This window comes from Montanilutibacter psychrotolerans, assembly GCF_003719825.1.
Classification (GTDB): domain Bacteria; phylum Pseudomonadota; class Gammaproteobacteria; order Xanthomonadales; family Xanthomonadaceae; genus Montanilutibacter; species Montanilutibacter psychrotolerans.
Map to the genome: position 1 here is coordinate 1 of NZ_RIBS01000001.1, position 22,543 is coordinate 22,543.

Genomic DNA, 22,543 nt, shown 5'->3' on the forward strand with positions numbered 1-22,543 from the left:
TGAAACGCACATGCGCCGATGGTAGTGTGGCTTAAGCCATGCAAGAGTAGGTCATCGCCAGGGGCTTTATTGAAAGGCAACCCCCACCTCGCAAGAGGTGGGGGTTTTGTCTTTTCCGGATACAACAACCCACTACGGCCGCCCTCGTGCGGCCGTTTGCGTGTCCGACGTCCCGAGCCGCCACTTGCCGCGGTGAGCGGCCGGAAACTGCGATCTGAAATGGCCATCCAACCGCAGACCCGCCGCATCGCAGCACCACGTTGCGACGGCAGAATGAACGGCCCGAAACTGGGCCGGTTGAATCGATCGTGCGCGCTACTACGAGAAACCCCGCGTAGCGGCGGTGCCGCGCTCGGCATCGTCCGGATACCGCCCGGCAGGAATCAGCACGAGCAAGGACGGCGACACAAACCACCGGTAATGCGATGCCGCCCGGAACGGGCGCGGCGCTGCAACAGCTATCGGGCCAGTCGCCCGCGGCAACCGAGTCAAACAAGAGACCACCACAACGGCAATGTTCGAATCTGCGGAACGGCCGAATCGTTGTGCGCTACTACAAGAAACTCCGGGTATCGGCGGTGCTGCGTTCGGCAATGTCCGGATACTCCCGGCGAGAATTGGCACCAGCAAGCCCGTCGCGTCCGTCTTCTGCGGTCTTGGGGCGTCCTTCTGCTTTTCGATCGCGAGCCTTCCACGGATACCACGGCGGTATGCGAGCTACAGCCATCGAGCCATTGCCTGGCAACCACCACGATCGGATGGCAGTGGGCCCGTTCTGGCTTGATCGTGTCCTCTACCACCGTTTGCGGTCGGCGCCGTGGGCTGCGAATGCGAACGGACAATCCGCCTCTCAAGCATGCCGCGTAGCAGCGTTGTCGCTGGAGGCGTTCTGGCTTGATGGGGCGCTCCCTGCAACCCGGGGAGTCCTGTGCGGATGACGCGCTGGGCGCTGGCCGTCAGACGATGAGCCCCTCGCCTGGTTGGTTGCATGCGCGGACGGGCAACGACGTGATGGGAGCCGCGGAAGCCTTCTTGCGGCGGGGTGAACTTCGTCGATCAGGTGCTCTTCTGTCCTGAAAGTAGCCCAGGCGACGAGCCTGTTGCTGGCGTCGGCTGCAGAGCGCGATCGGGCAGTTGAGAACGCGAGGGCGCGGGTTTCGGAAGTCCTGCGCACGGGGCGGAGGATGCCCCTCGCTAGTAGTAGCCGCACCCGCCGGGCGCTAGAAGCGGAGCCAACCGTGAACCCCGCGCTCTCGGAGCGATCGGTAGTCGCACGAGATCGAGGTAACCAGCCGCTGTCAGCAAAGGGACGAGTACTGCGCGGTCGACGCTCACGCGCGGCGCGCCGCGACACCGTTAGGCGTCAACCGCGACCAACAAGAAGACCACCGCGAACGGTGGTCTTGGCTGATGATTGGATTGCGTCGAGCGCGCTGTTGCGCGGGAAATCGCGCACTCCATGCCCGCCACCGCCGCGATACCGAAGGCGACAACCGCCATCAACAAAAAAGACCACCGCGAGCGGTGGTCTGCGTTGGTGCTTGAATTGCTTCGAGCGCCAGGTAGCGCGGGGAGTCAGAAGACTTGCGGAGGCTCGCCGCCCACGATCACCACGTCGGCGGCGCGGCGGGCGAAGAGGCCGACGCTCACGACGCCGGGGATCTGGTTCAACGCCGCTTCCAGTGCAACCGGGTCCGTGATGGCCAGACCGTGGATGTCCAGGATCGCGTTGCCGTTGTCGGTTACCACGCCGCGTTCGTCAGCGCCTTGGCGCCATACCGGTTGTGCGCCCGTCAGCGCGACGATCCGACGCGCCACCAGACTGCGAGCCATCGGGATCACTTCCACCGGCAGCGGGAATCGGCCCAGCACATCGACGCGTTTGGCCGGGTCGATGATGCAGATGAACTTCTCGCTCGCCTCGGCAATGATCTTCTCGCGCGTCAGCGCTGCGCCACCGCCCTTGATGAGGCACTTCTTCGGATCGCACTCGTCCGCACCGTCGACATACAGCGACAGCGGGCCGGTGCTGTTCAGGTCGAGAACCTCGATGCCGTGCGCGCGCAAGCGCTGCGTGCTCTGCTCGGAGCTCGAGACGGTGCCGCGGATGCGGTGCTGGATCCGGGCCAGCGCGTCGATGAAGTACGCGACAGTGGATCCGGTGCCGACGCCGACGATCATGCCGTCCTCGACGTAGTCGATGGCCTTTTCGCCGGCCAGGCGCTTTGCTTCGGACATGGTCGTGCTTACTCGAGAGAAAGAAGGTATTTCCATTGTGCGGCCGTCACCGGGAATACCGAGAGGCGATTGCCGCGGCGGACCAGGGCGAATTCCTCGCCGAGGCCTTCGGCGTGCTGCTTGATCTCGTCCAACGAAATGGTGCGGCCAAGCTTGCGATCGAAGGCGATGTCGACGAGCTGCCAGCGCGGCTCTTCGCGCGTGCTCTTGGGGTCGAAGTAGTCCGACTTCGGATCGAACTGGGTCTCGTCGGGGTAGGCCTTGCTGGCGACCTTCGCGATGCCGACGATTCCCGGGACCTGGCAGTTGGAGTGGTAGAACAACACGCCGTCGCCGACCTGCATGCCGTCGCGCATGAAGTTGCGCGCCTGGTAGTTGCGTACACCGTTCCATGGTTCGACGCCGACCCTGCGCAGGTCATCGATCGAGAAGGCGTCCGGTTCGGATTTCATCAGCCAATAACGGCGGCGTGCGGTCATGCGTCAGCCATGCGGAAGTCGAACGTCTGGGATTCGGTGCATGCGGCGTCGAGCGTGACGTCCCAGTGGGCGGGCTCGATCTCGTCGACCTGCTGCGTCGAGAACGCGGCGCCAACCAGCCACGGCGGCGCAGGGGCTTCGTGGCGGAACGCGAAGCCGCGATCGTACCAGCCGCCCCCCATGCCGAGCCGGCGTCCGCGGCTGTCGAAGCCGGTCAGCGGCATCACCACCATCGCCATCTGGGCGGGGTCAAGCAACGAGGTGGGCGAGAGGTCGGGCTCGGGGATGCCGTAGCGATTGGTCACCAAGGCATCGCCAGGACGCCACGGAGCAAAACGCAACGTGTCCCCGTCGAGCACGGGCAGGCAATAGACGCAGTCGCTGGGCAACTTGAGCTGCCAGCTGTGCAGCGCGATCTCGCCATCCATGGCCCAGTAGCCTGCGACATACCCAGCAGACGGTGCGAACGGAAGGGCAAGCAGGCGCGCCGCCAATGCGTCGGCGGCAGCAATTCGAATGCTGGCAGGGAGCGCGCGACGGCGATCACGCAACTCGCGGCGTAGCGCCGCTCGGTCAACACGCATGCGGCGCGATCCATGGTGAGGAGGTGTTTCGCGCGGAGTCGGCGACAAGCGTGCGACAGCACGCGCGCCGATCAGCCGTGGCGACAAAAAAATATCCTCCGCCGTGGCGATGCGCGCGAAACGACCTTGAACCGGGGGTTCAAGTGGGGGCGCTTGGCGGCCGTCGGGCTTCCCGCTACAAGGCGGACCTGCACTCCGGGCTGTCGTTGCACCCCCGCGGTCGCAATTAAGGGACAAGGCGAATGTTTGCGCACGCCGTCGTCCACAGCAGAGGACGAGCGAAGTATAGCGTCCACTCCGTCAGACGAGAATCCGTTTGTCGGCATGACGCGCAAACGGTTGGCTTGCGCATTGCATACGTCGCGTTCGTCCATCCGTACAAGATCCGATCGGTGCGGCGATGCAGCCTGGAAACGTCGAGTCCGTCACGCATGTCGTCGCATGCGCTCACCGCAACACCGTAACGCCGCTGGATGAGCGTCGTCGTTCGCCGCGCTACGCATGACGCGTTGCGCGCGCGTCACTGGCTTAGCGAGGCGGCGTCTCGAACAGGCTGTCCAGGCGCCGATGCAGGTCGCCGAGCGTGCGGGACAGTTCGCGATCTCGCTGGGTTGCGTCGTCGCGCAACAGTTGCAGTTCGTGTGCGAAGTTGAGCGCTGCCAGAACGGCGACGCGATCCAGGGCCGCCATGCGGTTGTCGCCGCGGATCTCGCGCATCTTGCTGTCGAGCAGCTTCGCGGCCGCCATCAGGCTGTCACGTTCGTCGGGTTCGCAGCCAACGGTGTACTCGCGATCGAGAAGGCGGATGCTGACCGGGGTACTGCTCACGTGTGCTGCTCCAGCGACTTGAGCCGCGCGATCATCGCCTCGACACGGGTGCGTGCCTGCTCGTTCTTGGCCAACAGCGCCGAGCGCTCGCCGGCGAGGTGCTCCTGCTGCTGGCGCAGGCTTCGGTTCTCTTCGCCGAGTCGGCGCATGCATTCGGCCAGCTCGTCAATGCGGGCGGTCAGCGATTGCAGCTGGGCGAGGAGGTCGGCACGGTCCATTCCGGCACGATAGGCAGGGCCATGAAGGCGGTCAAGCTGGAGGGCGGCGAACCGCGCCAGGGCGCACGTCCGAGGCCTCGCTCAGCCGGTGGGCGGGCGCCGCCGGTCATTCCGCCGCCGCCATCCGCGCCTGGATGAATTCCAGGCATTGCGCCGATTCCAGCGGACGGGCGAACCAGTAGCCCTGGATCTCGTCGCAGTCCTGATCACGCAGGAACATCATCTGCGCTTCGGTCTCCACCCCCTCGGCCACCACGGTCAGGCCGAGGGAATGCGCCATGGTGATGACGGTCGTGACGATGGCCGCATCGTCCGAGTCGCGGCCCAGGTCCGAGACAAACGCCTTGTCGATCTTGAGCGTGGTGATGGGCAAGCGCTTGAGGTAGGCCAACGACGAATACCCCGTGCCGAAATCGTCGATCGCCAGGCCGATGCCCAGCTGGCGGAAGGCCTGCAGCGATTCCGCTGTCTGCCCGGCGTTGGCCATGATCACGCTCTCGGTCAGCTCGATCTCGAACAGCCGTCCCGGCACACCGGTCTCGACCAGCGTGCGCGCCACCACCGCCGGCAACTCGCCGCGCAGCAATTGCAGCGCCGATACGTTGACCGCCATCGACAGGTTTTCCAGTCCCAGGCCGCGCCACCGCTGCAGCGTGCGGCAGGCTTCGCCCAGCACCCACTCGCCGATCTCGTGGATGAGCCCGGTCTCCTCCGCCAGCGGGATGAACCGCATCGGTGGGATCTCGCCGTGCTCCGGGCTGGACCATCGCAACAGGGCTTCGACGCCCGTCACCTGGCCGGTGGCCAGTGACATGCGCGGCTGGAACACCAGGCGCAGTTCATTGCGTTCGATCACCTTCCGCAGTGCCGCCGACATCGTCGCGCGGCGACGGATCTCGATGTCCATCGCTTCGGTGTAGCGCATGTACGTGCGGCGGCCCAATGCCTTGGCCTGATACATCGCAACGTCGGCGAACTTCAGCAGGTCGGTGGGTACCTGCGCATGGTCGGGGTACAGACTGATGCCGATCGACGGCGAGATCACCACGTCGTGGCGTTCGTCGAAGTCGAGCGGGGCGTCGAACGCCGCGATCAGGCTGCGCGCCATCGCCTCGGCATCGTCCGGGTTGTCGATGCTCTCCAGCACCACGGTGAACTCGTCGCCGCCGAGCCGCGCGACCGTGTGCTCCTGGCCCACCGTCTGCTGCAGGCGCGTGGCGGCCGCGCGCAGGATGCGATCGCCGGCCGCGTGGCCGAGCGAATCGTTGACGTCCTTGAAGTGGTCCAGGTCGAGGAACAGGACGGCGATGCGATGGTGGTGTCGACGCGCGCGCACGATCGCGCGCGACAGGCGCTCCGACAGCAGCGTGCGATTGGGCAGGCTGGTCAGCGTGTCGTAGTTGGCCAGGTAACGGAGCTCCTGCTCGGCGCGCTTCTGGTCGGTGATGTCGGTCACCACCGCCACGTACAGGCTGTGTTGGCCGGCGGCGTCGAGCACCGCGCTGCTCTGCAGCCAGCACAGGAACTCGCTGCCGTCCTTGCGCTGTTGCCAGATCTCGCCCGACCAGCGACCGCTGCGAAGCAGTTCTTCGCGCAGTTCGCGGTAGAAGCCGGGATCGTGTTGCTGGCTGTCGATCAGGGCCGTTGGCTTGCCGATCACCTCGGTATCGCGGTAGCCGGTCATGCGTGCGAACGCGGGATTGATCGACACGAACTGGAAGTCGCGATCGAACACCGCCACCGCTTCGGCCATGCTGCGCAGCACTTCGCTGGAGATGCGCCGCTCGCGTTCGGCGCTGCGGCTTGCGCTGATGTCGCGTGCGGTGCCGGCGACACGCAACACGCGTCCATCGCGGCCACGTTCGACCGCGCGGCCGCGCGCACGAATCCAGCTCCAGCCTCCGGCGCTGTTGCGTGCGCGATGCTCCGACAGGAACAGCGGCGTGTTGCCACGCAGGTGCTCGCGCAGTTGTTCGAGTACGTGGGGCAGGTCGTCGGGATGGACGTGGTGATCGCTGTCGAAATGGGTGTCCACGTCGATCTCGGGCGTATCGCCCTGGTGTTCGACGGCCCGCATGCGGTGCATCTCGCGTCGACCCAGGTCGTAGTCCCAGAACTGTTCACCCGACGCCCACAGGGCGAGCTTGAGGCGCTCCTCGCGTTCGCGGATCTGCTGGAAATAGCCCTGCTCGCGGCTGCGATGCAGGTGCCATCGCCAGCCCAGTGCAATCACCCCGCCGATACACGCCAGCACGAACAGCAGGATCGACAGCGGGTGTCGCCACAGCGGCGGCGCGACGCGCACCGGAACCTTGAGTTCCTGGTCGCTCCAACTGCCCTGGCGATTGCCGGCCTGCGCGCGGAACGTGTAACGGCCGGGCGGCAGGCGCGAGTAGGTAATGTCCGTGCGTCCGGCGTTGTCGATCCAGTTGCGATCGAATCCTTCCATCCGGTAGCGATAACGCACCTGGGTAGACGGCGCGTAGTCCAGTGCGCCGATGCGCAGACGCAACAGCGAAGCGCCCGCGGGTACCTCGATGCTGCTCGCCCTCCATTGCGTGCCTTCCGCGTCGGCATCGGGGTCGGCGTCGCTGGCCGCGTCGCCGGAGCGGGCGGCCAACAGGCGCAGCGGCGCGGCCGGGCGCGTGTCGTTGAGTTGCGCCGGATTGAACACGTTGAATCCGCGGACGCCGCCGAACACCAGGCGTCCGTCGCGCAGGCGGGCGACGGCACCGCCGTTGAACTCGAAGTCCTGCAGGCCATCGGCCATGCCGTAGTTGCTGGCCGTGCCGGTGCGCAGGTCGAACCGCGTGATGCCCGCGTCCGTGCCGAGCCAGAGCTGTCCGCGTCCGGACTGCGCGATCGAGTACACCATCGGGACAGGCCGCTTGCCCAGTGCGTCGGCCAGCGGATGGCTGAAACCGATGCGGCCGTCGGCGCCCTCGACCACGCGGCTCAATCCCGCTTGACCGCCGATCCACACGGTGCCGTCCATGCCCAGGTGCAGGGCGCGGACGAGGTTGCCCGCCAGGCTCGTGGGGTCACCGGGGGCGTGGCGGAAATGGCGCAGGCGGCCGGTGGTCGGATCCAGCACGTCCAGTCCGTCGGCGGTGCCGAACCAGATCCGGCCACGGCGATCCTGGAGCAATGCGTGCACGTCGGGATGCGAGAGCTTGCGTGGGTCGCCGTCGCGATGGCTGTAACTGACCAGGCGCTTGCTGTCAGCCCGGTACGACAGCGCGCCCTGGCCCAGCGTGCCGATCCAGAGATTGCCCTGGCGGTCGACCATCAGGCTGCGCAGCATCGAGTTGCCGAACACGCCCAGCGGCACCTGGGTGGCGCGCCGTGTGGCCGGATCGAGCTGCAGCAGGCCATTGCTGGTGGCCAGCCACAGGCGGCCCTGGCCTGCGTCGGCGAGCGCCATGGTGCGTCGGAACTGCTTGCCGGGCTCTGGCACCAGCGGCAGGACCGCACTCCAGTCGTCGAAGCGGTCGGCGGTCAGGTCGTAGCGCAGCAGGCGGGCGTTGTCGGTGCTCAGCCACAACGCCTGCGAGTCCTGCGCGGGCAGGATCGAGCGGATGCTGTCGTCGGCCGCGGGGTTGTCGGTCCGGCCACTGGCGCCATCGAGCACGTAGCGAAAGCGCGTGCCGAGCGGATCGGTCACCGCCACGCCGCGGAACTGGCCACCGATCCACAGCATGCCGCCGCGATCGACCATCAGGCTGGTGACGGTGTTCTCGGGCAGCGTGTGCTCGATCATCTGCTGCTCGTCGACGGTCTGGGCCTTGCCAGTGCCGGGGTCGAAGCGACGCAACCCCCGGCCAAACACCGACAGCCACAGGCGGCCGTCGGGGGCCTGGGCGATGGCGCGGATCTCGGACTGATCGTAGAGGGAGGCGTTGGGCCCGGGCCAGGCGGCAATCTGCTTGCCGCTGGAGTCCAACCGGAACAGGCCATCGACTCGACCGATCCACAGCCGACCGGAGCGGTCGATCAGCAGGCTGCGGGTCGTCCACGGCGGCCCGACCAATGTCGGACGCTGGTTCTCGATCTTGTACAGGCCGGCGGCGCTGGCAAACCAGATCACGCCGGCGCGGTCCACCACCAACTGCTGCCATGGCGCATCGCGCAGGCGTGCGGAATCGAGCGCGAGCACGCTGCTGCGCGCACCGGTGGCCGGATCCAGCACCTCCAGCCCGGCCGCGGTGCCGATCCAGATGCGGCCGGCATGCGGCAGCAACGCCATCACCTGGTAGTGCGCGCGGCCGGCGGCCTGGCCCGTCGCGTACCGTCGGATTTGACCGTTGGTCAGGTCGAGGCGGGCGACGTACTGTGAATAGGTGCCGACCCACAGCGCGCGCCCGGATTCGACCGCGAGCGCGGTGATGTAGTTGTCCGGCAGGCTGTCGCTGGCGCGGGGATCGTGGCGGAATGCCAGGAAGCGCTGGCCGTCGTACCGTTGCAGGCCACCCTGGGTCCCGACCCAGATGAATCCCTGGCGGTCCTGGGTGATCGCGGTGACCGAGGTCTGGACCAGGCCGCGGTCGCGGCCGAGCTGCTCGAAATAGAAGTCGCGCGTGGTCGCATTCGCCACCGGTGCGAGAGCCAGCCCAAGCAGGGCTTGCCCACACAGCAGCAGGGCCAGGAGCCCGGCACGGCAAAAAGCGGAAAGGCGGTTCGAGCGCACGAGCACCGAGGGGCTAGCGTGTCAGGGGCCCAGTGTAGGCAGCCACCGCCAAGCGCGCCAATGCCGCGCGGGTTGGGTCGCTGTCACCGTTGCTACACTGCGATACCTCTCACACAACCATCACCGTGGCCACTACCGACCTGCCGTCCCTGTCTTCCGTCGATGCCGAGATCCGTCAGCTCGCGCTCGCCACCCCGCCCTCGGAGATGCACGGTGCGCTGTGCGGCTGGCTTGCCGGCGGCGGCGCCTCGGTACGCCAGTGGCCGGCACAGGTGCTGGTCGACGATGCCCTGGCCACGCCGGCCGAAGGCAGTGCGCTCGATCGGTTGCGCCTGGCCAGCGCCGCGCAACTGGCCGACCGCAGTTTCAACTTCGAGCTGCTGCTGCCCGACAGCGAAGCGTCACTGGCCGAGCGCAGCGGCGCGCTGTTCGACTGGTGCCGCGGGTTCCTGGGCGGGTTCGGACTTTCCGGTGGCGGGCGCGTGCAGTTGTCGGAAGAGGGCAACGAGGCGCTGGCCGACATCGCCAAGCTGGCCGCCGCGCGTCCCCAGGACGATGGCGACGAGGAAGACGAGGCCGCGCTGGTCGAGATCGAGGAATTCGTACGCGTCGCGGCGCTGCTGCTGCACGGCGATTGCGTGCTGGCCGCGCAGCACCGGCAGCGCCTGAACTGAACCACGCGCCGGCGGTGCGGCAAGCGCACCGCGCGAGCGCAACCGGAAGGCCAGCGCGCTGGCCATGCCGCCCTCTTCGAGCCATCCGATCCGATGCACAAGCCACTCCAGATGCCCGCCAAGGCCCACGTTCGCCGCCGCCGGCAGCTCATGCGAATGGCCGGCACCGACGCGATCCTGATCCTCCCGGCCGCGCGCGAAGCGGTGCGCAGCCGCGACACCCACTACCCCTACCGGCAGGACTCGGACCTGCTGTACCTGACCGGGTTTCCGGAACCCGAAGCGGTGCTGGTGCTGGTGCCGGGCCGCAAGCACGGTGAAACCCTGCTGTTCTGCCGCGAACGCGATCGCGAGCGCGAAGGCTGGGACGGCCCGCGTTTCGGGCCCGAAGGCGCGACGGAAGCATTTGGCCTCGACGATGCCTACCCGATCACCGATCTCGACGACATCCTGCCGGGCCTGCTCGAAGGCCGGACGCGCGTCTACTACCACTTCGGCCGCGATGCCGAGTTCGACCTCAAGCTGATCGGCTGGGTCAACCGCGTGCGCGCGATGATGAAGATGGGCAACAAGCCGCCGCACGAGTTCCTCGAACTGGGGCATCTGCTCGACGAACTGCGCCTGTTCAAGGATCGCGACGAGCTGCGCATGATGCAGCGCGCGGCCGACATCAGCGTGCTTGCGCACGAGGCGGCGATGCGCGCCGCGCGTCCTGGCATCCACGAGTACGAACTGCAGGCCGAACTCGAGCGCGCGTTCCGCATGAACGACGCGGTGCCGGCCTACGGCAGCATCGTCGGTGCCGGCGCCAACGGCTGCGTGCTGCATTACCACGCCAACAACGCGCAGGCGCGCGACGGCGACCTGGTGCTGGTCGACGCCGGCGCCGAGTACCGCGGTTACGCGTCCGACATCACCCGGACGTTCCCGGTCAACGGCCGCTTCAGCCCGGAGCAGCGGGCCCTGCATGATCTGGTCGGCGCCGCCCAGGCCGCCGCGCTCGCGCAGGCGCGGCCGGGCGTGGCGTACGAAGCCGGCCACCTGGCCGCGGTTCACACCCTGACCGAAGGTCTGCTGCGCCTGGGCCTGCTCAAGGGCAAGCTGGAGACCAACATCGCGCAGGGCCTGTACAAGCGCTTCTACATGCACAAGACCGGGCACTGGATCGGCCTGGACGTGCACGACGTCGGTGACTACCGCATCGAGGGCGAATCGCGCCTGCTCGAGGCGGGCATGGTGTTCACGATCGAGCCGGGCCTGTACGTGGCGCCCGACGATGGGACGGTCGACGCGAAATGGCGCGGCATCGGCATCCGCACCGAGGACGACGTGCTGGTGACGGCGTCCGGTCCGGAGGTGCTGACCGGCGCGCTGGCGCGCAGTGCCGATGAGATCGAGGCGTTCATGGCGCAGGGCGTGGCGTCCGCGCACTGATTCCGTCGCAGCATCAATGCGATTGGCCGTGGCTCACCGCGGGCCGACGGATCTGCAGGACATCATTCATCGCGTCAGCGGCACGGGACTTGCCCCGTGCCGCGTTGCGGGCCCGGCCTCAGGCTGCGTTCGCAGCGAAGCCCTCGCGGGTCAGGTTGAGCGGCGCGCCGTCCGTGCACGCCACGTTGTCCTCGATGCGGATGCCGCCGTACGGACGGAACGCCGCGATGCGATCCCAGTCGACCGCATCGGCATGCGGGCCCTGGCGCAGGCCATCCAGCAACAGGTCGACGAAGTAGATTCCCGGCTCGATGGTCACCACCATGCCCGGCTCCAGCACCCGGGTCAGGCGCAGGTACGGATGGCCGTCGGGTTTGGCGATCGTGCCGCCGCTGTCGTTGGCGGCGAAGCCGGCGACTTCGTGCACCTGCAGGCCGATGCCATGGCCGATGCCGTGCGGGAAGAACACGTTGCTGACGCCAGTCTCCAGCGCCGCTTCCGGCGACAGCTTGCTGATGCCGAAATCCTTGAGGATTCCGGCCAGTGCCAGGTGTGCGTCGAGGTGAAGTTGCTTGTAGTCGAAGCCGGCACGGACCGCGTCGCACATCGCCAGTTGCGCCGCGTCGACGGCGTCGATCAGCGCCTGGAACTCGCCGCCGGTGTCGTGCGCATAGGTGCGGGTGATGTCGCTGGCGTAGCCGCGGAAGCTGCCGCCGGCATCGATCAGGAAGCTGCGCGCCGGCTTGGGCGGCAGGTGGTCGCGTTCGGTGTAGTGCAGGATGGCGCCGTGCTCGTTGAGCGCGACGATGTTGTTGTACGGCAGCTCGCTGGCGTCCTGCCCGGCGGCCTGGCAGTAGGCCAGGTGGATGCCGAACTCGCTGGCGCCGGCGCGGAACGCGCGTTCGGCGGCGCGGTGCGCGCGCACGCCGATGCGGGTGGCCTGGCGCATCATCGCGATCTCGTACGGCGTCTTGTAGGCGCGGTGGTATTCGAGGTAGTTGACCACGGCCGGCGGGTTGTTCGGCACAAACGCACCGAGCGTGCTTTGCGGCTCGCCGAGGATCGCGCAGCGCGCGGCGTCGCGGGGAAGGTGCTGCAGTGCTTCGTCGGGTTTGCGGATCACCACGACGTCGAAGTGCTCGACCCAATACCCTGACGGAGCTTCCGGTACCGCGTGCCAGTAATCGAACGGCTGCAGGTAGATCAGCGTGGGCTTCTGGCCGGGCGTGACCACCACCCAGCTGCCGGGATTTCGGGTCAGCGGCACCCAGGCCTTGAACTGCGGATTGGTCGCAAACGGATAGTCGCGGTCGTCGAACAGGTGGTAGTGCAACGTACCGCTGGGGACGACCAGGTGATCGAAGCCGCCGCGCTGCAACGCCTGTGCAGTGCGGGCCAGCAGTTGCTCGATGTGTTGCGGGTATAACATCGCCAGGTCTGGGGCGGTCATTGGGGGCGTCTCTTGGGAGCGTCAATGGATTCTGACGGATTATCTCCCCCGTCGCGGGTGCCGACGATTGGCGCTGGCGACGAAAGCGAGGCGGCGCAGCGTTTTCCGGCTTGGCTCTGGGGACTGATGGCACTGGCGTTCGGCGTCGCGGTGTCGCTGTGGCTGGCGCAGGTGCAGAAGCAGCAGCACCAGGCCGAGCGCGCTGCCGCGATCGAGCGCGTGGCCGAGAACGGCTACCGCGCGCTGCGCTCGCGGCTGGAGTCGTGCGAGTTGCTGGTGCGCTCGGTGCAGACGCTGTTCCTGGCTTCCGAGTCCGTCTCCGATGCCGAGTTCGCGCACCTGTACGAAAACCTGCAGCCGCGCCGAAAATTTCCGAGCCTGATCGCGCTGGCCTACGCGCGCCGCGAGGTGCAGGCGCGCAGCGAGCACTACATCACCGACCGGATCGCGCCGATTCAGGGCAACGAGCGCCTGTTCGGGCTGGACATCGCCGCGCAGCCGGCCAATTTGCGGGCCGTGCTGACGTCGCGGGACAGCGACCTGCCGACGCTGTCGGCGCCGTTCCGCCTGATCCAGCTCGCCGGCCAGGGCCACGATGCCGACGGCGTGACCCTCCGCTTGCCGGTGTTCACGCCCGGTGCGCCGCCGCGCGACCTCGCGCAACGCCGCGCACGCATGGTGGGGTCGCTGGCCGTGTCGTTCCGCGTGGGCCACCTGATCGAGACCGCATTCCCGCAGGAAGCGCGCGAGATGCTGCACATCGCCGTCACCGACGTCACCGACGGCGCGGCATTGCCGTTGTTCGATTCGCACCCGCAGACGACGCACACGCCCGGCGGCGTCCGTTTCGAGCGCGACCTGGATTACGGCGACCGCACCTGGCGGGTGGCGATGCAGCCACTGCGGACCGTGCCCGCGCGCGTCGACTGGGCGCAGTCGCTGCTTCCCACGGGCCTGCTTGCCAGCTTGCTGCTGGCGCTGCTGGCGTGGTCGCTGGCAGGTACGCAACGTCGCGCGCTGGAACTGGGCTGGCGCATGAGCCGGCGATACCGCGAGAGCGAAGAGCGCTTCCGCGCGCTCAACGAGCTTCTGCCGGCCCTGGTGTTGCTGGCCGATGGCGAAAGCGGGCGTGTCACGTACGCCAACCAGGCATCGCGAACGCGCCTGGGCGGTGCGTTGACGCACGTCACGCTGGCGAGTCTGTTCGAAGACCCGGACCTGCGGCTGCAGCTGGAGGAACCCGGCACGCACGGCACCAGCAATGCCGAGGCCGTGCTGCGGGGCCGCGATGGAACGCGCTTCTGGGCCAGCGTGTCGATCGCCCGCGTCCAGCTCGATCGCCGCGACCAGTTGCTGATGGTCGCGGCCGACATCTCCGAACAGCGCGAGCTCACCGAGCGGCTCAGCTACCAGGCCAGCCACGACGCGCTGACCGAGCTCTACAACCGTCGGGAGTTCGAGCGCCGCGCCGAGCGCGTGCTGTCGGGACTGGCTGCCGGAGGCCAGGCCGGAGCGCTGCTGTACATCGACCTGGACCAGTTCAAGCTCATCAACGACACGTCCGGCCACATCGCCGGCGACCAGTTGCTGGCGCAGCTGGCGATGGTGATGCGCGAGCAGTTGCGCGAGGGCGACGTGCTGGCGCGCCTGGGCGGCGACGAGTTCGGCGTCCTGGTCGCCAACGTGCACGACGAGGCCGGGGTGAGGCTGGTCGCTGAGCGCGTGCGCGAACGCATCGATGGCTACGTGTTCGCCTGGGAGGCGCAGACCTACACCGTCAGCGCGAGCATCGGCGCGGTGATGCTCTCGCGTCCGGGGCTTGGTCTCAACGAACTGCTCGCCCATGCCGACACTGCCTGCTACATGGCCAAGGAAAGCGGTCGCAACCGCGTGCATTTCTATTCCGAACAGGACGACGAGGCCGCGCGCCGACGCAGCGAGATGGAATGGGCCAACCGCCTGCGCTGGGCGGTCGACGAGCGCCGCCTGCTGCTGCGTTACCAGGAAGTGTGGCCGCTTGCGCGCGCCGCCGGAGACAGCAAGCGCATCGAGTTGCTGCTGCGTTTCCGCGACGAAGACGGACGGCTGGTGGTGCCCGGCGCGTTCATCCCCGCGGCCGAGCGCTACGGACTCATGCCGATGATCGATCGCTGGGTGATCGAGACCACGCTGGCCAACTTCGACCACCTCCACCCCAGCGGCAGCGCACTGGCACTGGCCACCATCAACCTGTCCGGCGCGAGCATCGAGGACGAGTCGCTGGTCGAGCTGATCCTCTCGCAGCTGGAGACCCACCGCGTGGACCCGGGCCGCGTCTGCTTCGAGATCACCGAGACCGTGGCGGTACGCAATCTGTCGCAGGTCGCACGCTTCATCGAGCGGTTGCGGGTGGTGGGCTGCCGGATCGCACTGGACGATTTCGGCGCTGGCATGTCCTCATTCGGTTACCTCAAGAACCTGCCGATCGACATCATCAAGATCGACGGCAGCTTCATCCGTGACCTGCTGACCGATCCGATGAGCCACGCGATCGTGCGTGCGGTGACCGACATCGGCCACCAGCGCGGCCTGCAGGTGATCGCCGAGTGGGTGACCGGCGAGGAGATCGCGCACGAGCTGGTGGCGCTGGGCGTCGACTACGGCCAGGGCTTTGCCCTGCACGAGCCCGAGACGGTGGTGTTCCAGCGGGATTGAGCGCGTCGGCGGGGTGGGCCGTCGGGAAATGGACGTCGGGAGATGGACCCCGGGCGCGACTGCCCGGCATCGAGTGGCGCGCTGAATCGTCACGCCCGAATCGTCACGCTCGAATCGTCAGGCTCCGGACACGCCCCTTACCTGCGTGCGGCGAATCCGCTCTTGGCGCGATTCAGTTGCAGCCAGCGCTGCAGCTGCGTCAACTGGCTGTCGAGCAGGGTGATGAAGCGCAGGCCGATCCAGGTCTGCCCCGACGCGCTTTCCTGTTCCTGCCACAACACGTGCGCACCTGCTTCGATCGTGGTTATCGGCTCGCCCGGCACGGAGAGATTGAAGCGGAACTGGTACAGCGCATCGTCGACAAGCGCCTTGTTGGCGATCAGCAGCATGCCCGTTTCGGAAAGGTTGCCCAGTTGGCCAACCACGTGATCGGTCATCGTGTCGGTGACCGGCACCAGCTCGGCGATGGGATGGCGATGTACCCGACGGAATTCCTGGTTCATTCGGGGGCCCTGTCCTGATTCGGTTCGGCGAGGTCGTTGAGGCTGCGCAGCGTCATCATCTCCACCTGCCAGGCCCTGTCGACCAGGCTCGCGCAGGTTGCAGGTACCACCCGGACCAGGCCCTGCGCCATCAGGCGCGCCACGCTGTCCAGGCTCTGTTCGCCGATCCGCTGGCCCCGCTGATTCACGAACAGTGCGCTCTCGGTGACCGGGCTGTACCAGGCCAGTCGCCGCCGCACCACGTCCGATTCTCCGGTCCCGGCGAACTCCAGCCAGCTGCCGAATGGCAGCGTGCGCAGCTGATCGAAGCAGGCCTGCGCCTCGGGCGTACGCGGCGCCGTCGGGGCGCCGCGCAGGGCGTCGGGCAGTTCGCCAAGGCGCGTGCGCGCCTTGAGTCGCATCGCCAGTTCGGTACGCGAGACCGGATCGTCGGCGGTCTCGGCGATGGCGGTGAGACGCCGCGCGATCACCAGCGCATCGTCGCCCTGGTAGCCCACCAGCTCCAGCGCCTGTTCGACATGGCCACACAGATCCGGTGGTGCTTCCTGTTCACCGCTGCACACATCGACGATCTGGTCGGTGATCTGGCGTAGCGACCGCCACTGCGGGGAACCTTCACCATTGCGCAGCAAGGTCAGGGTGAGCGCCTCCTGCCACGGTTGCTGCAGCAAGCGGCGCACGAACGGCGGCACCTCGCGTCCGTGGAGGCTGTCGACGATGATCTCGCCGGCGCGCTGCTTGGCCAGCTCCAGCTTCTCCTTGCCGCGCGCCGCCTCCACGTGGCGGCGTTCGGCGATCTCCGCCTTGCGCGCCATCAGCTGGAGGTGTTCCTGCAGCGGCTGGTTGGCCTCGGCAAACACCGACGCATCGCCGTGGTAGTTCTGCACCACGTGGTTGACGGCACGGTGCAGCTGCGTGTCCAGCTGCGGGTCGACCTCGTCCTCGCTGATCCAGTTCGCACCGGCCTCGGCCACCACGTCGAGCAGGCGCCGCGCGGGGTGCTGGTGGTGCACGAAGAAAGCCTGGTCGCGCAGCGCCACGCGCAGCAGCGGCACCTGCAGTCGTTCGAGCAGGGAGGTGCTCGAGGTGCCCGCCCGCAGCTCGCGTCCGATCTGGTCGTACAGCATCGACACCAGTTCGAACGCATCGTTGTCCTCGCGCGACAGGCGGATGGCGTGGCCGGCCTGCTGGCGGCCCTGCGCCAGGACATCCAGGCGAATGTCGTCGGGCGTGCGCGCGCCACCGGCGTGCCCCGACGCGATCCGCGCCTGCTGGCGTTCCAGCGTCTCGGTGAGGGCGTCGGTGGCGATGGTGGGCGTGGGGTCGCCGTTGTTTTCGCCCTTCGCCCCCGCCAGCTCGCGGCGACGCATCAGCAGTTCGCTCAGCCGCGCCATCGCGGCGTCCTCGACGGAGGGAGAATCGGCCTCCGCATCGCCGAACCAGCCCGTGTGCGCGCGCGGCGCGACGACGCCCGACGGCGCCGCCGACAGTTGACGTTTGGCGTGTGCCGTCTGCACGGGTTCGTTCTGCGCCCTGGGCCGGGCTCGCAGTGGAACGAACGACAGCGACGGCAGGACGTTTTCGCGGGCGAGCAGCGCGTTCATGGTGTCCACCATCTGCGCGTACTCGCTCATGACGGTGGTTTCAAAGCTCTCGTACAGCTCGATGCGTGCCGCTTCGTCCAGTTGCAGCGCGTGGCTGCTGGCGCGCGAGAGCATCAGGCCGAGCTGGCGTGGCCCCACCGGCAGCCGCTCGGCATCGAACGCAGGCGTGGCGGCCAGCACGCCGAAGCGCATTCCCAGCAGCATCAGTGACAATCCGGCGCGTGCTTCCTGGCGTGCGGCGATCGCGCGAAGAACGGCCGATTCGTTGGCCACGCTTTCGTCCACCAGCCGCAACTCGCGGGACACGATGGGCGCGATGGCGTCCTGGACACCGCGGATTTCTTCCAGCTCCGGCGTGCGCAGGGCGGCGAAGGCCTCGCCCAGTTCGCCGAACAGACGCGGCCTGAGCGCCCCGCGGTTGGCCTGGACCTGTTCCAGCGCGGTCATGCGGTGCGCCTGCAGGACCGGCATCGTGGTCTGCTCGGCTTGTCGCAGCAGGTGGTGGATGTGGTAGTCGAGCATCTTCTCGACGTGCCGGCCCAGTTCTTCGGCCAGGAAGTCGTGCAGATGGTCCAGCGTGCGCTGGACGCGTCGGGGCAGGCTTTGGCGGGGGGATGTCGGTCGCATCGGCGCGGTTGGTGGCGGCAGCGTGGACATGCGTTTTTCCCGGGGGCCGGAACGGCGATCAGACCATGACGCCGCGGTGTCCGCCAACTGGGCGGCGCTGCGACGACCTGCGGTGTGGCGGCCTTGCTGTCCAACGAGGAGGCCCCGCAGGCCCGTTCAGACTAGGCCGCTTGGCGCCATGCGTAAACCCCGAATTGCGGGGGGCGCCTTCGGGGCCGGTGTGGTTGCCACGTGGCGGATGCCGCTAGGCCCCGCGGCGCGGTATCGGCGCCGCAGTCGCACAAAACGTTGCCCGGCGTTGCGCCGGACGCGGCAGGGAGATCAGTCGCCGAGGAACAGCGCAACCACGTCGTTGGTGAAACGTCGGCCCAGTTCGGTCGGGCGGACGAGGTCGGCCTCGATCGCAAGCCAACCGTTCGCCTCGGCCTGCGCCAGTTGCGCGCCGATCTGCGCCCGGGGCAGACCGGTGGAGGCCTCGAAACGGGTGAGGCTGAAGCCATCGACCAGTCGCAGCGCGTTGAGCATGAACTCGAAGGGCCGCCGCTGCAGGGTGATGCGCTCGTCGCCGCCGATCGCGGCATCGGTGCCGGCGTGGGCGAGGTAGGCCGTCGGATGCTTGAGCTTCCAGCGTCGCAGGATGTCCTGTTCGCTGCCCAGGGTGATCTTGGCGTGCGCCCCGGCGCCGATGCCGAGGTAGTCGCCGTACTTCCAGTAGTTGAGGTTGTGGGCGCACTGACGCTCGGGCTGGGCGTAGGCACTGACCTCGTACTGCCCATAGCCGGCGGCGGCCAGCATCGCCTGGCAATGTTCCTGCATGTCCCAGCTGTCGTCCTCGGCGGGGATGCCGGCCGGTGGGCGCGCGGCGAACACGGTGTTGGGTTCCAGCGTGAGCTGGTAGTGCGACACGTGCGTGGGCTGCAGCGCGAACGCGCGCTCCAGGTCGCGTTCGGCCATCGCCAGCGTCTGGCCGGGCAGGGCATACATGAGATCGAGGTTGAAGTTGTCGAAGCCGGCGTCCTGGGCGAGCTTGACCGCGGCATCGGCCTGCGCTGCGTCGTGGATGCGGCCCAACCGCTTCAGGCAACCGTCGTCGAAACTCTGGATGCCGAAGCTCAGCCGATTCACGCCCGCGGCGCGATAGCCCCCGAAGCGCCCGTGCTCGGCCGTGCCCGGGTTGGTCTCCAGCGTGATCTCGCATCCCGGCGCCATGCGCAGGCGGCTGCTCGCGCCCTGCAGGAAGCGGTCGATGAACTCCGGCGGCATGAGGCTGGGCGTGCCGCCGCCGAAGAAGACGCTGTGCACCACGCGCCCCCACACCAGCGGCAGGTCGTGGTCGAGGTCGGCCAGCAGGGCATCGACGTACGCGGCGAACGGCAGCTCGCCGCGGCCCTCGTGCGAGTTGAAGTCGCAGTACGGGCATTTGCGCACGCACCACGGAACGTGGACGTACAGGGACAGCGGTGGGGTGGTCAGCATGGCGATATTGTCCCACCGGGCCGGCCGGGGAAGTGAACGGCGGCGGGCTCCCGAGCCCGCATTCCCGCGGGGCCTCGGCTTACCCGGCCTATGCGCGCTCGACCTCGCCCTGGGCACGTCGCGCCAGCTTCTGTCGCAGGCTGGCCAGCGCCAGGCCGCGGTGGCTGATGGCGTTTTTCAGTGCGGGCGCGATCTCGGCTGCCGAAACGCCGTTCACCGTGTCCAGGAACACCGGGTCGTACCCGAAGCCGCCGTCGCCACGCCGTGCTTCGAGCACGCGGCCGTGCCATTCGCCCTCGGCGATCAGGGGTTGCGGATCGTCGGCATGGCGGACCAGCACGATCACCGCATAGAAGTGCGCGCCGCGTTGCGTCTGCGGCACGTCGCTCAGTGCGGCGAGCAGCTTGTCGATGTTGGCCTCGGCGTTGCCATGGCCTCCGGCGTAGCGCGCCGAGTACAGGCCGGGTGCGCCGTCCAGAGCATCCACGCACAGCCCCGAGTCGTCGCCCAGCGCCGGCAGGCCGGTCACGCGCGAAGCGTGGCGCGCCTTCAGCAGCGCGTTCTCGACAAAGGTGAGCCCGGTCTCCTCGATGTCCTCGACCCCCAGCTCGCCCTGCGTGACGCAATCAAAACCGCTGTCGTGCAACAGCGCGTTGAACTCGGCGAGCTTGCCGCGGTTGCTGCTGGCGATTACCAGTCGTTTCATGCCTTGTGCTCCAACAGGTCCCAACGATTGCCACACAGATCTTCGAACACCGCGACGCTGCCGTAGGCCTCGCGCCGCGGTGCCTCCAGGAAGCGGACGCCGCGCGCGGTCATGGCGGCGAAGTCGCGGTCGAAGTCGTCGCTGTGCAGGAAGTAGCCGACCCGGCCGCCGGTCTGGTCGCCGATGCGGGCGATCTGGGCGTCGCCCACCGCGCGCGCCAGCAGCAGGCCCGTCGCGTTCGCGCCCGAACCCGGTGGCGTCACGCGCACCCAGCGCTTGCCGTTGCCCAGGTCGGTGTCCTCGCGCAGTTCGAAGCCGAGCACGCCGGTGAACCACGCGATGGCCGCGTCGTAGTCGCGCACCAGCAGGGTGAAGTAGCCGATGGTCTGGGGCATGGCGTGGCGCTCCGGGTCGTGGCGTGGGGGCATGCAGTGGGATCGAGCGCACGCATCGCCCCCGGTTCGAGCCGGGCGCGACCGTGCGGCAGTCGTGACAGGTCCGGCGCCGGCCCGCGTGGGGCTGGACGCGGTTCAGCCCGCCAGCGCCTCGCGTTGCTTGGACACGAGTTCGGCGATGCCCGCTTCGGCCAGCGCGGTCATGGCGGCCAGTTCCTCGCGACGGAACGCATGGCCTTCGGCAGTGCCCTGCAGCTCGATGAAGCCGCCGCCGTCGTTCATCACCACGTTCATGTCGGTGTCGCAGTCGCTGTCTTCAGCGTAGTCCAGGTCGACCACCGGCACGCCACGGTAGATGCCCACCGACACTGCGGCGATCGCACCGAAGATCGGATCGCGTTTGATCTCGCCACGCTTGATCAGCCACTGCACTGCGTCGACCAGCGCCACGTACGCGCCGGTGATCGCCGCGGTGCGGGTGCCGCCGTCGGCCTGCAGGACGTCGCAGTCGAGCGTGATGGTGCGTTCGCCCAGCGCCTTGCGGTCGATGCAGGCGCGCAGGCTGCGGCCGATCAGGCGCTGGATCTCCAGCGTGCGTCCGCCCTGCTTGCCGCGCGCGGCCTCGCGATCGGAACGGGTGTGCGTGGCGCGCGGCAGCATGCCGTACTCGGCCGTGACCCAGCCTTCGCCCTTGCCGCGCAGGAAGGCGGGCACGCGGTTCTCGACGCTGGCCGTGCACAGCACGCGGGTGTCGCCGAAGCTGACCAGCACCGAGCCTTCGGCGTGCTGGGTGTAGCCGCGCTGGATGCGGACCTCGCGCAGCTGTCCGGGAGCGCGGCCGCTGGGACGTGCCACGGTCAGGTCGGGGGCGGCAGTGGTGCCGGTTGTCATCGCGCGATTACCTTGGAAGGGGCGCGCGAGTTTACCATTCGCCCCCTCGCGCCCCTGCCGGAACCTCCGGCGGAGGCCGCCGCGCCCGTCCGGGCGCTTCCCGCAGCGTGGCTGCAAGCCGCTTTGCGCGGCGCCACGCCGTTCCAGGAGCAAGCATGTCGATCCGCAGCATGACCGCGTTTGCCAGTGCCGAACGCGTAACCGAATGGGGCACGCTCGGTTGCGAGCTGCGCTCGGTGAACCACCGTTTTCTCGAAGTGGGCGTGCGCCTGCACGACGAGCTGCGCTCGCTCGAGCCGATGCTGCGCGAGCGGGTGGCCACGCGCATCAGCCGCGGCAAGGTCGACCTGACCCTGCGGCTGCGCGCACCGGAAGGCGCCAACGAGCTGCAGATCAACCCGACCCGCCTTCGCGAACTGGGCGACCTGGCCATCGACATGGCCGCGCGCTTTCCGGGGCTGCACACCGATTTCACCCAGTTGCTGCAGTTCCCCGGCGTGCTGCAGGCACCCGCCGGCGACCCGGCGGCGCTGCAGGCCCAGGCGATCGCGCTGCTGGACGAAACCCTCGACGAATTCGTCGCCGCGCGCGAGCGTGAGGGCGGCAAGCTCGCGGCCGTGATCGGCGAGCGCGTCGATGGCATCGCCCGCATCGCCGCGGACGTCCGCACGCTGATGCCGCAGATCCGCATCGGCCAGCGCACCAAGCTCGAAACCCGCCTGGCCGACCTGGCGCAGCCTGCCGACCCGGGCCGCCTGGAGCAGGAGTTGGTGATCTGGCTGCAGAAGCTCGACGTCGATGAAGAGCTCGACCGCCTCGACGCGCACGTGTCCGAAGCGCGTCGCGTGCTGAAGCTGCGCGAGGCCGTCGGTCGCCGCCTGGACTTCCTGCTGCAGGAGTTCAACCGCGAGGCCAACACCCTGGGCTCCAAGTCCGTTGACGCGCGCAGCTCCGCTGCCGCGGTCGAGCTGAAGGTGCTGATCGACCAGGTCCGCGAGCAGATCCAGAACATCGAGTAGTCCACCCGGGGGAACGGGGAACGACGGGGCAGGTAT

17 protein-coding genes and 1 other RNA gene are annotated in these 22,543 nt (G+C 68.2%); 4 read left to right on the forward strand and 14 right to left on the reverse strand.

Annotated features, from left to right (window positions below; genetic code table 11):
* Nucleotides 1–1,575 precede the first annotated feature (1,575 nt).
* From rpiA to EER27_RS00035, 7 genes are all read right to left on the reverse strand, one after another.
* On the reverse strand, nt 1,576–2,238 hold the full coding sequence (gene rpiA / locus EER27_RS00005) for a ribose-5-phosphate isomerase RpiA (RefSeq protein ID WP_123085996.1): 663 nt from the start codon (nt 2,236–2,238) through the stop codon (nt 1,576–1,578).
* An 8-nt stretch (nt 2,239–2,246) separates the two neighbouring features.
* Nucleotides 2,247–2,717, reverse strand: coding sequence for an EVE domain-containing protein (locus tag EER27_RS00010; RefSeq protein ID WP_123085997.1), 471 nt, complete (start codon nt 2,715–2,717; stop codon nt 2,247–2,249).
* Complete coding sequence (locus EER27_RS00015; protein ID WP_123085998.1) at nt 2,714–3,301, reverse strand: 5-formyltetrahydrofolate cyclo-ligase; 588 nt, start codon at nt 3,299–3,301, stop codon at nt 2,714–2,716. The genes EER27_RS00010 and EER27_RS00015 overlap by 4 nt, the downstream gene beginning before the upstream one ends.
* A 91-nt stretch (nt 3,302–3,392) precedes the next feature.
* Nucleotides 3,393–3,578, reverse strand: a non-coding RNA gene (gene ssrS / locus EER27_RS00020) — 6S RNA.
* A gap of 251 nt (nt 3,579–3,829) precedes the next feature.
* Complete coding sequence (locus EER27_RS00025; protein WP_123085999.1) at nt 3,830–4,129, reverse strand: cell division protein ZapA; 300 nt, start codon at nt 4,127–4,129, stop codon at nt 3,830–3,832.
* Entirely contained in the window at nt 4,126–4,347 is a 222-nt protein-coding gene (locus EER27_RS00030) for a TIGR02449 family protein (RefSeq protein ID WP_123086000.1), read from the reverse strand. The genes EER27_RS00025 and EER27_RS00030 overlap by 4 nt, the downstream gene beginning before the upstream one ends.
* A gap of 106 nt (nt 4,348–4,453) precedes the next feature.
* A complete protein-coding gene (locus EER27_RS00035; protein WP_190285572.1) occupies nt 4,454–8,941 on the reverse strand; it encodes an EAL domain-containing protein in 4,488 nt (1,495 codons plus the stop codon).
* Nucleotides 8,942–9,159: 218 nt separating this feature from the next.
* On the opposite strand from EER27_RS00035, the gene EER27_RS00040 reads away from it, so the two are divergent.
* Both EER27_RS00040 and EER27_RS00045 read left to right on the forward strand, forming a co-directional pair.
* Entirely contained in the window at nt 9,160–9,708 is a 549-nt protein-coding gene (locus EER27_RS00040; protein WP_123086002.1) for a UPF0149 family protein, read from the forward strand.
* Nucleotides 9,709–9,801: 93 nt separating this feature from the next.
* On the forward strand, nt 9,802–11,142 hold the full coding sequence (locus tag EER27_RS00045) for an aminopeptidase P N-terminal domain-containing protein (RefSeq protein ID WP_123086003.1): 1,341 nt from the start codon (nt 9,802–9,804) through the stop codon (nt 11,140–11,142).
* 118 nt (nt 11,143–11,260) lie between these two features.
* Here EER27_RS00045 and pepQ read toward each other — a convergent pair whose 3' ends face one another.
* Complete coding sequence (gene pepQ, locus EER27_RS00050; protein ID WP_123086004.1) at nt 11,261–12,592, reverse strand: Xaa-Pro dipeptidase; 1,332 nt, start codon at nt 12,590–12,592, stop codon at nt 11,261–11,263.
* 24 nt (nt 12,593–12,616) lie between these two features.
* Between pepQ and EER27_RS00055 the strand changes: the two genes are divergently transcribed.
* Nucleotides 12,617–15,286 carry a bifunctional diguanylate cyclase/phosphodiesterase gene (locus EER27_RS00055; protein WP_123086005.1) on the forward strand — a complete coding sequence of 890 codons (2,670 nt, stop codon included), beginning with the start codon at nt 12,617–12,619 and terminating at the stop codon, nt 15,284–15,286.
* Nucleotides 15,287–15,423: 137 nt separating this feature from the next.
* On the opposite strand, the gene EER27_RS00060 is transcribed toward EER27_RS00055, so the two are convergent.
* From EER27_RS00060 to rph, 6 genes are all read right to left on the reverse strand, one after another.
* Nucleotides 15,424–15,789 carry a PilZ domain-containing protein gene (locus EER27_RS00060; protein ID WP_123086006.1) on the reverse strand — a complete coding sequence of 122 codons (366 nt, stop codon included), beginning with the start codon at nt 15,787–15,789 and terminating at the stop codon, nt 15,424–15,426.
* Nucleotides 15,786–18,050 (reverse strand): DUF1631 family protein, encoded by a 2,265-nt coding sequence (locus EER27_RS00065; RefSeq protein ID WP_123086007.1) that lies wholly within the window; start codon nt 18,048–18,050, stop codon nt 15,786–15,788. Before EER27_RS00065 ends, EER27_RS00060 begins: the two co-directional genes overlap by 4 nt.
* Before the next feature lie 291 nt (nt 18,051–18,341).
* On the reverse strand, nt 18,342–19,496 hold the full coding sequence (gene hemW / locus EER27_RS00070) for a radical SAM family heme chaperone HemW (protein WP_123086008.1): 1,155 nt from the start codon (nt 19,494–19,496) through the stop codon (nt 18,342–18,344).
* A gap of 88 nt (nt 19,497–19,584) precedes the next feature.
* A complete protein-coding gene (gene rdgB / locus EER27_RS00075; protein WP_123086009.1) occupies nt 19,585–20,202 on the reverse strand; it encodes an RdgB/HAM1 family non-canonical purine NTP pyrophosphatase in 618 nt (205 codons plus the stop codon).
* Entirely contained in the window at nt 20,199–20,597 is a 399-nt protein-coding gene (locus EER27_RS00080; protein WP_123086010.1) for a VOC family protein, read from the reverse strand. The genes rdgB and EER27_RS00080 overlap by 4 nt, the downstream gene beginning before the upstream one ends.
* A 135-nt stretch (nt 20,598–20,732) precedes the next feature.
* Nucleotides 20,733–21,458 carry a ribonuclease PH gene (gene rph / locus EER27_RS00085; RefSeq protein ID WP_123086619.1) on the reverse strand — a complete coding sequence of 242 codons (726 nt, stop codon included), beginning with the start codon at nt 21,456–21,458 and terminating at the stop codon, nt 20,733–20,735.
* Between the two features lie 200 nt (nt 21,459–21,658).
* Here rph and EER27_RS00090 point away from each other — a divergent pair, with 200 nt between their 5' ends.
* Nucleotides 21,659–22,507 (forward strand): YicC/YloC family endoribonuclease, encoded by an 849-nt coding sequence (locus tag EER27_RS00090; protein ID WP_123086620.1) that lies wholly within the window; start codon nt 21,659–21,661, stop codon nt 22,505–22,507.
* The last annotated feature ends 36 nt before the right edge of the window (nt 22,508–22,543 follow it).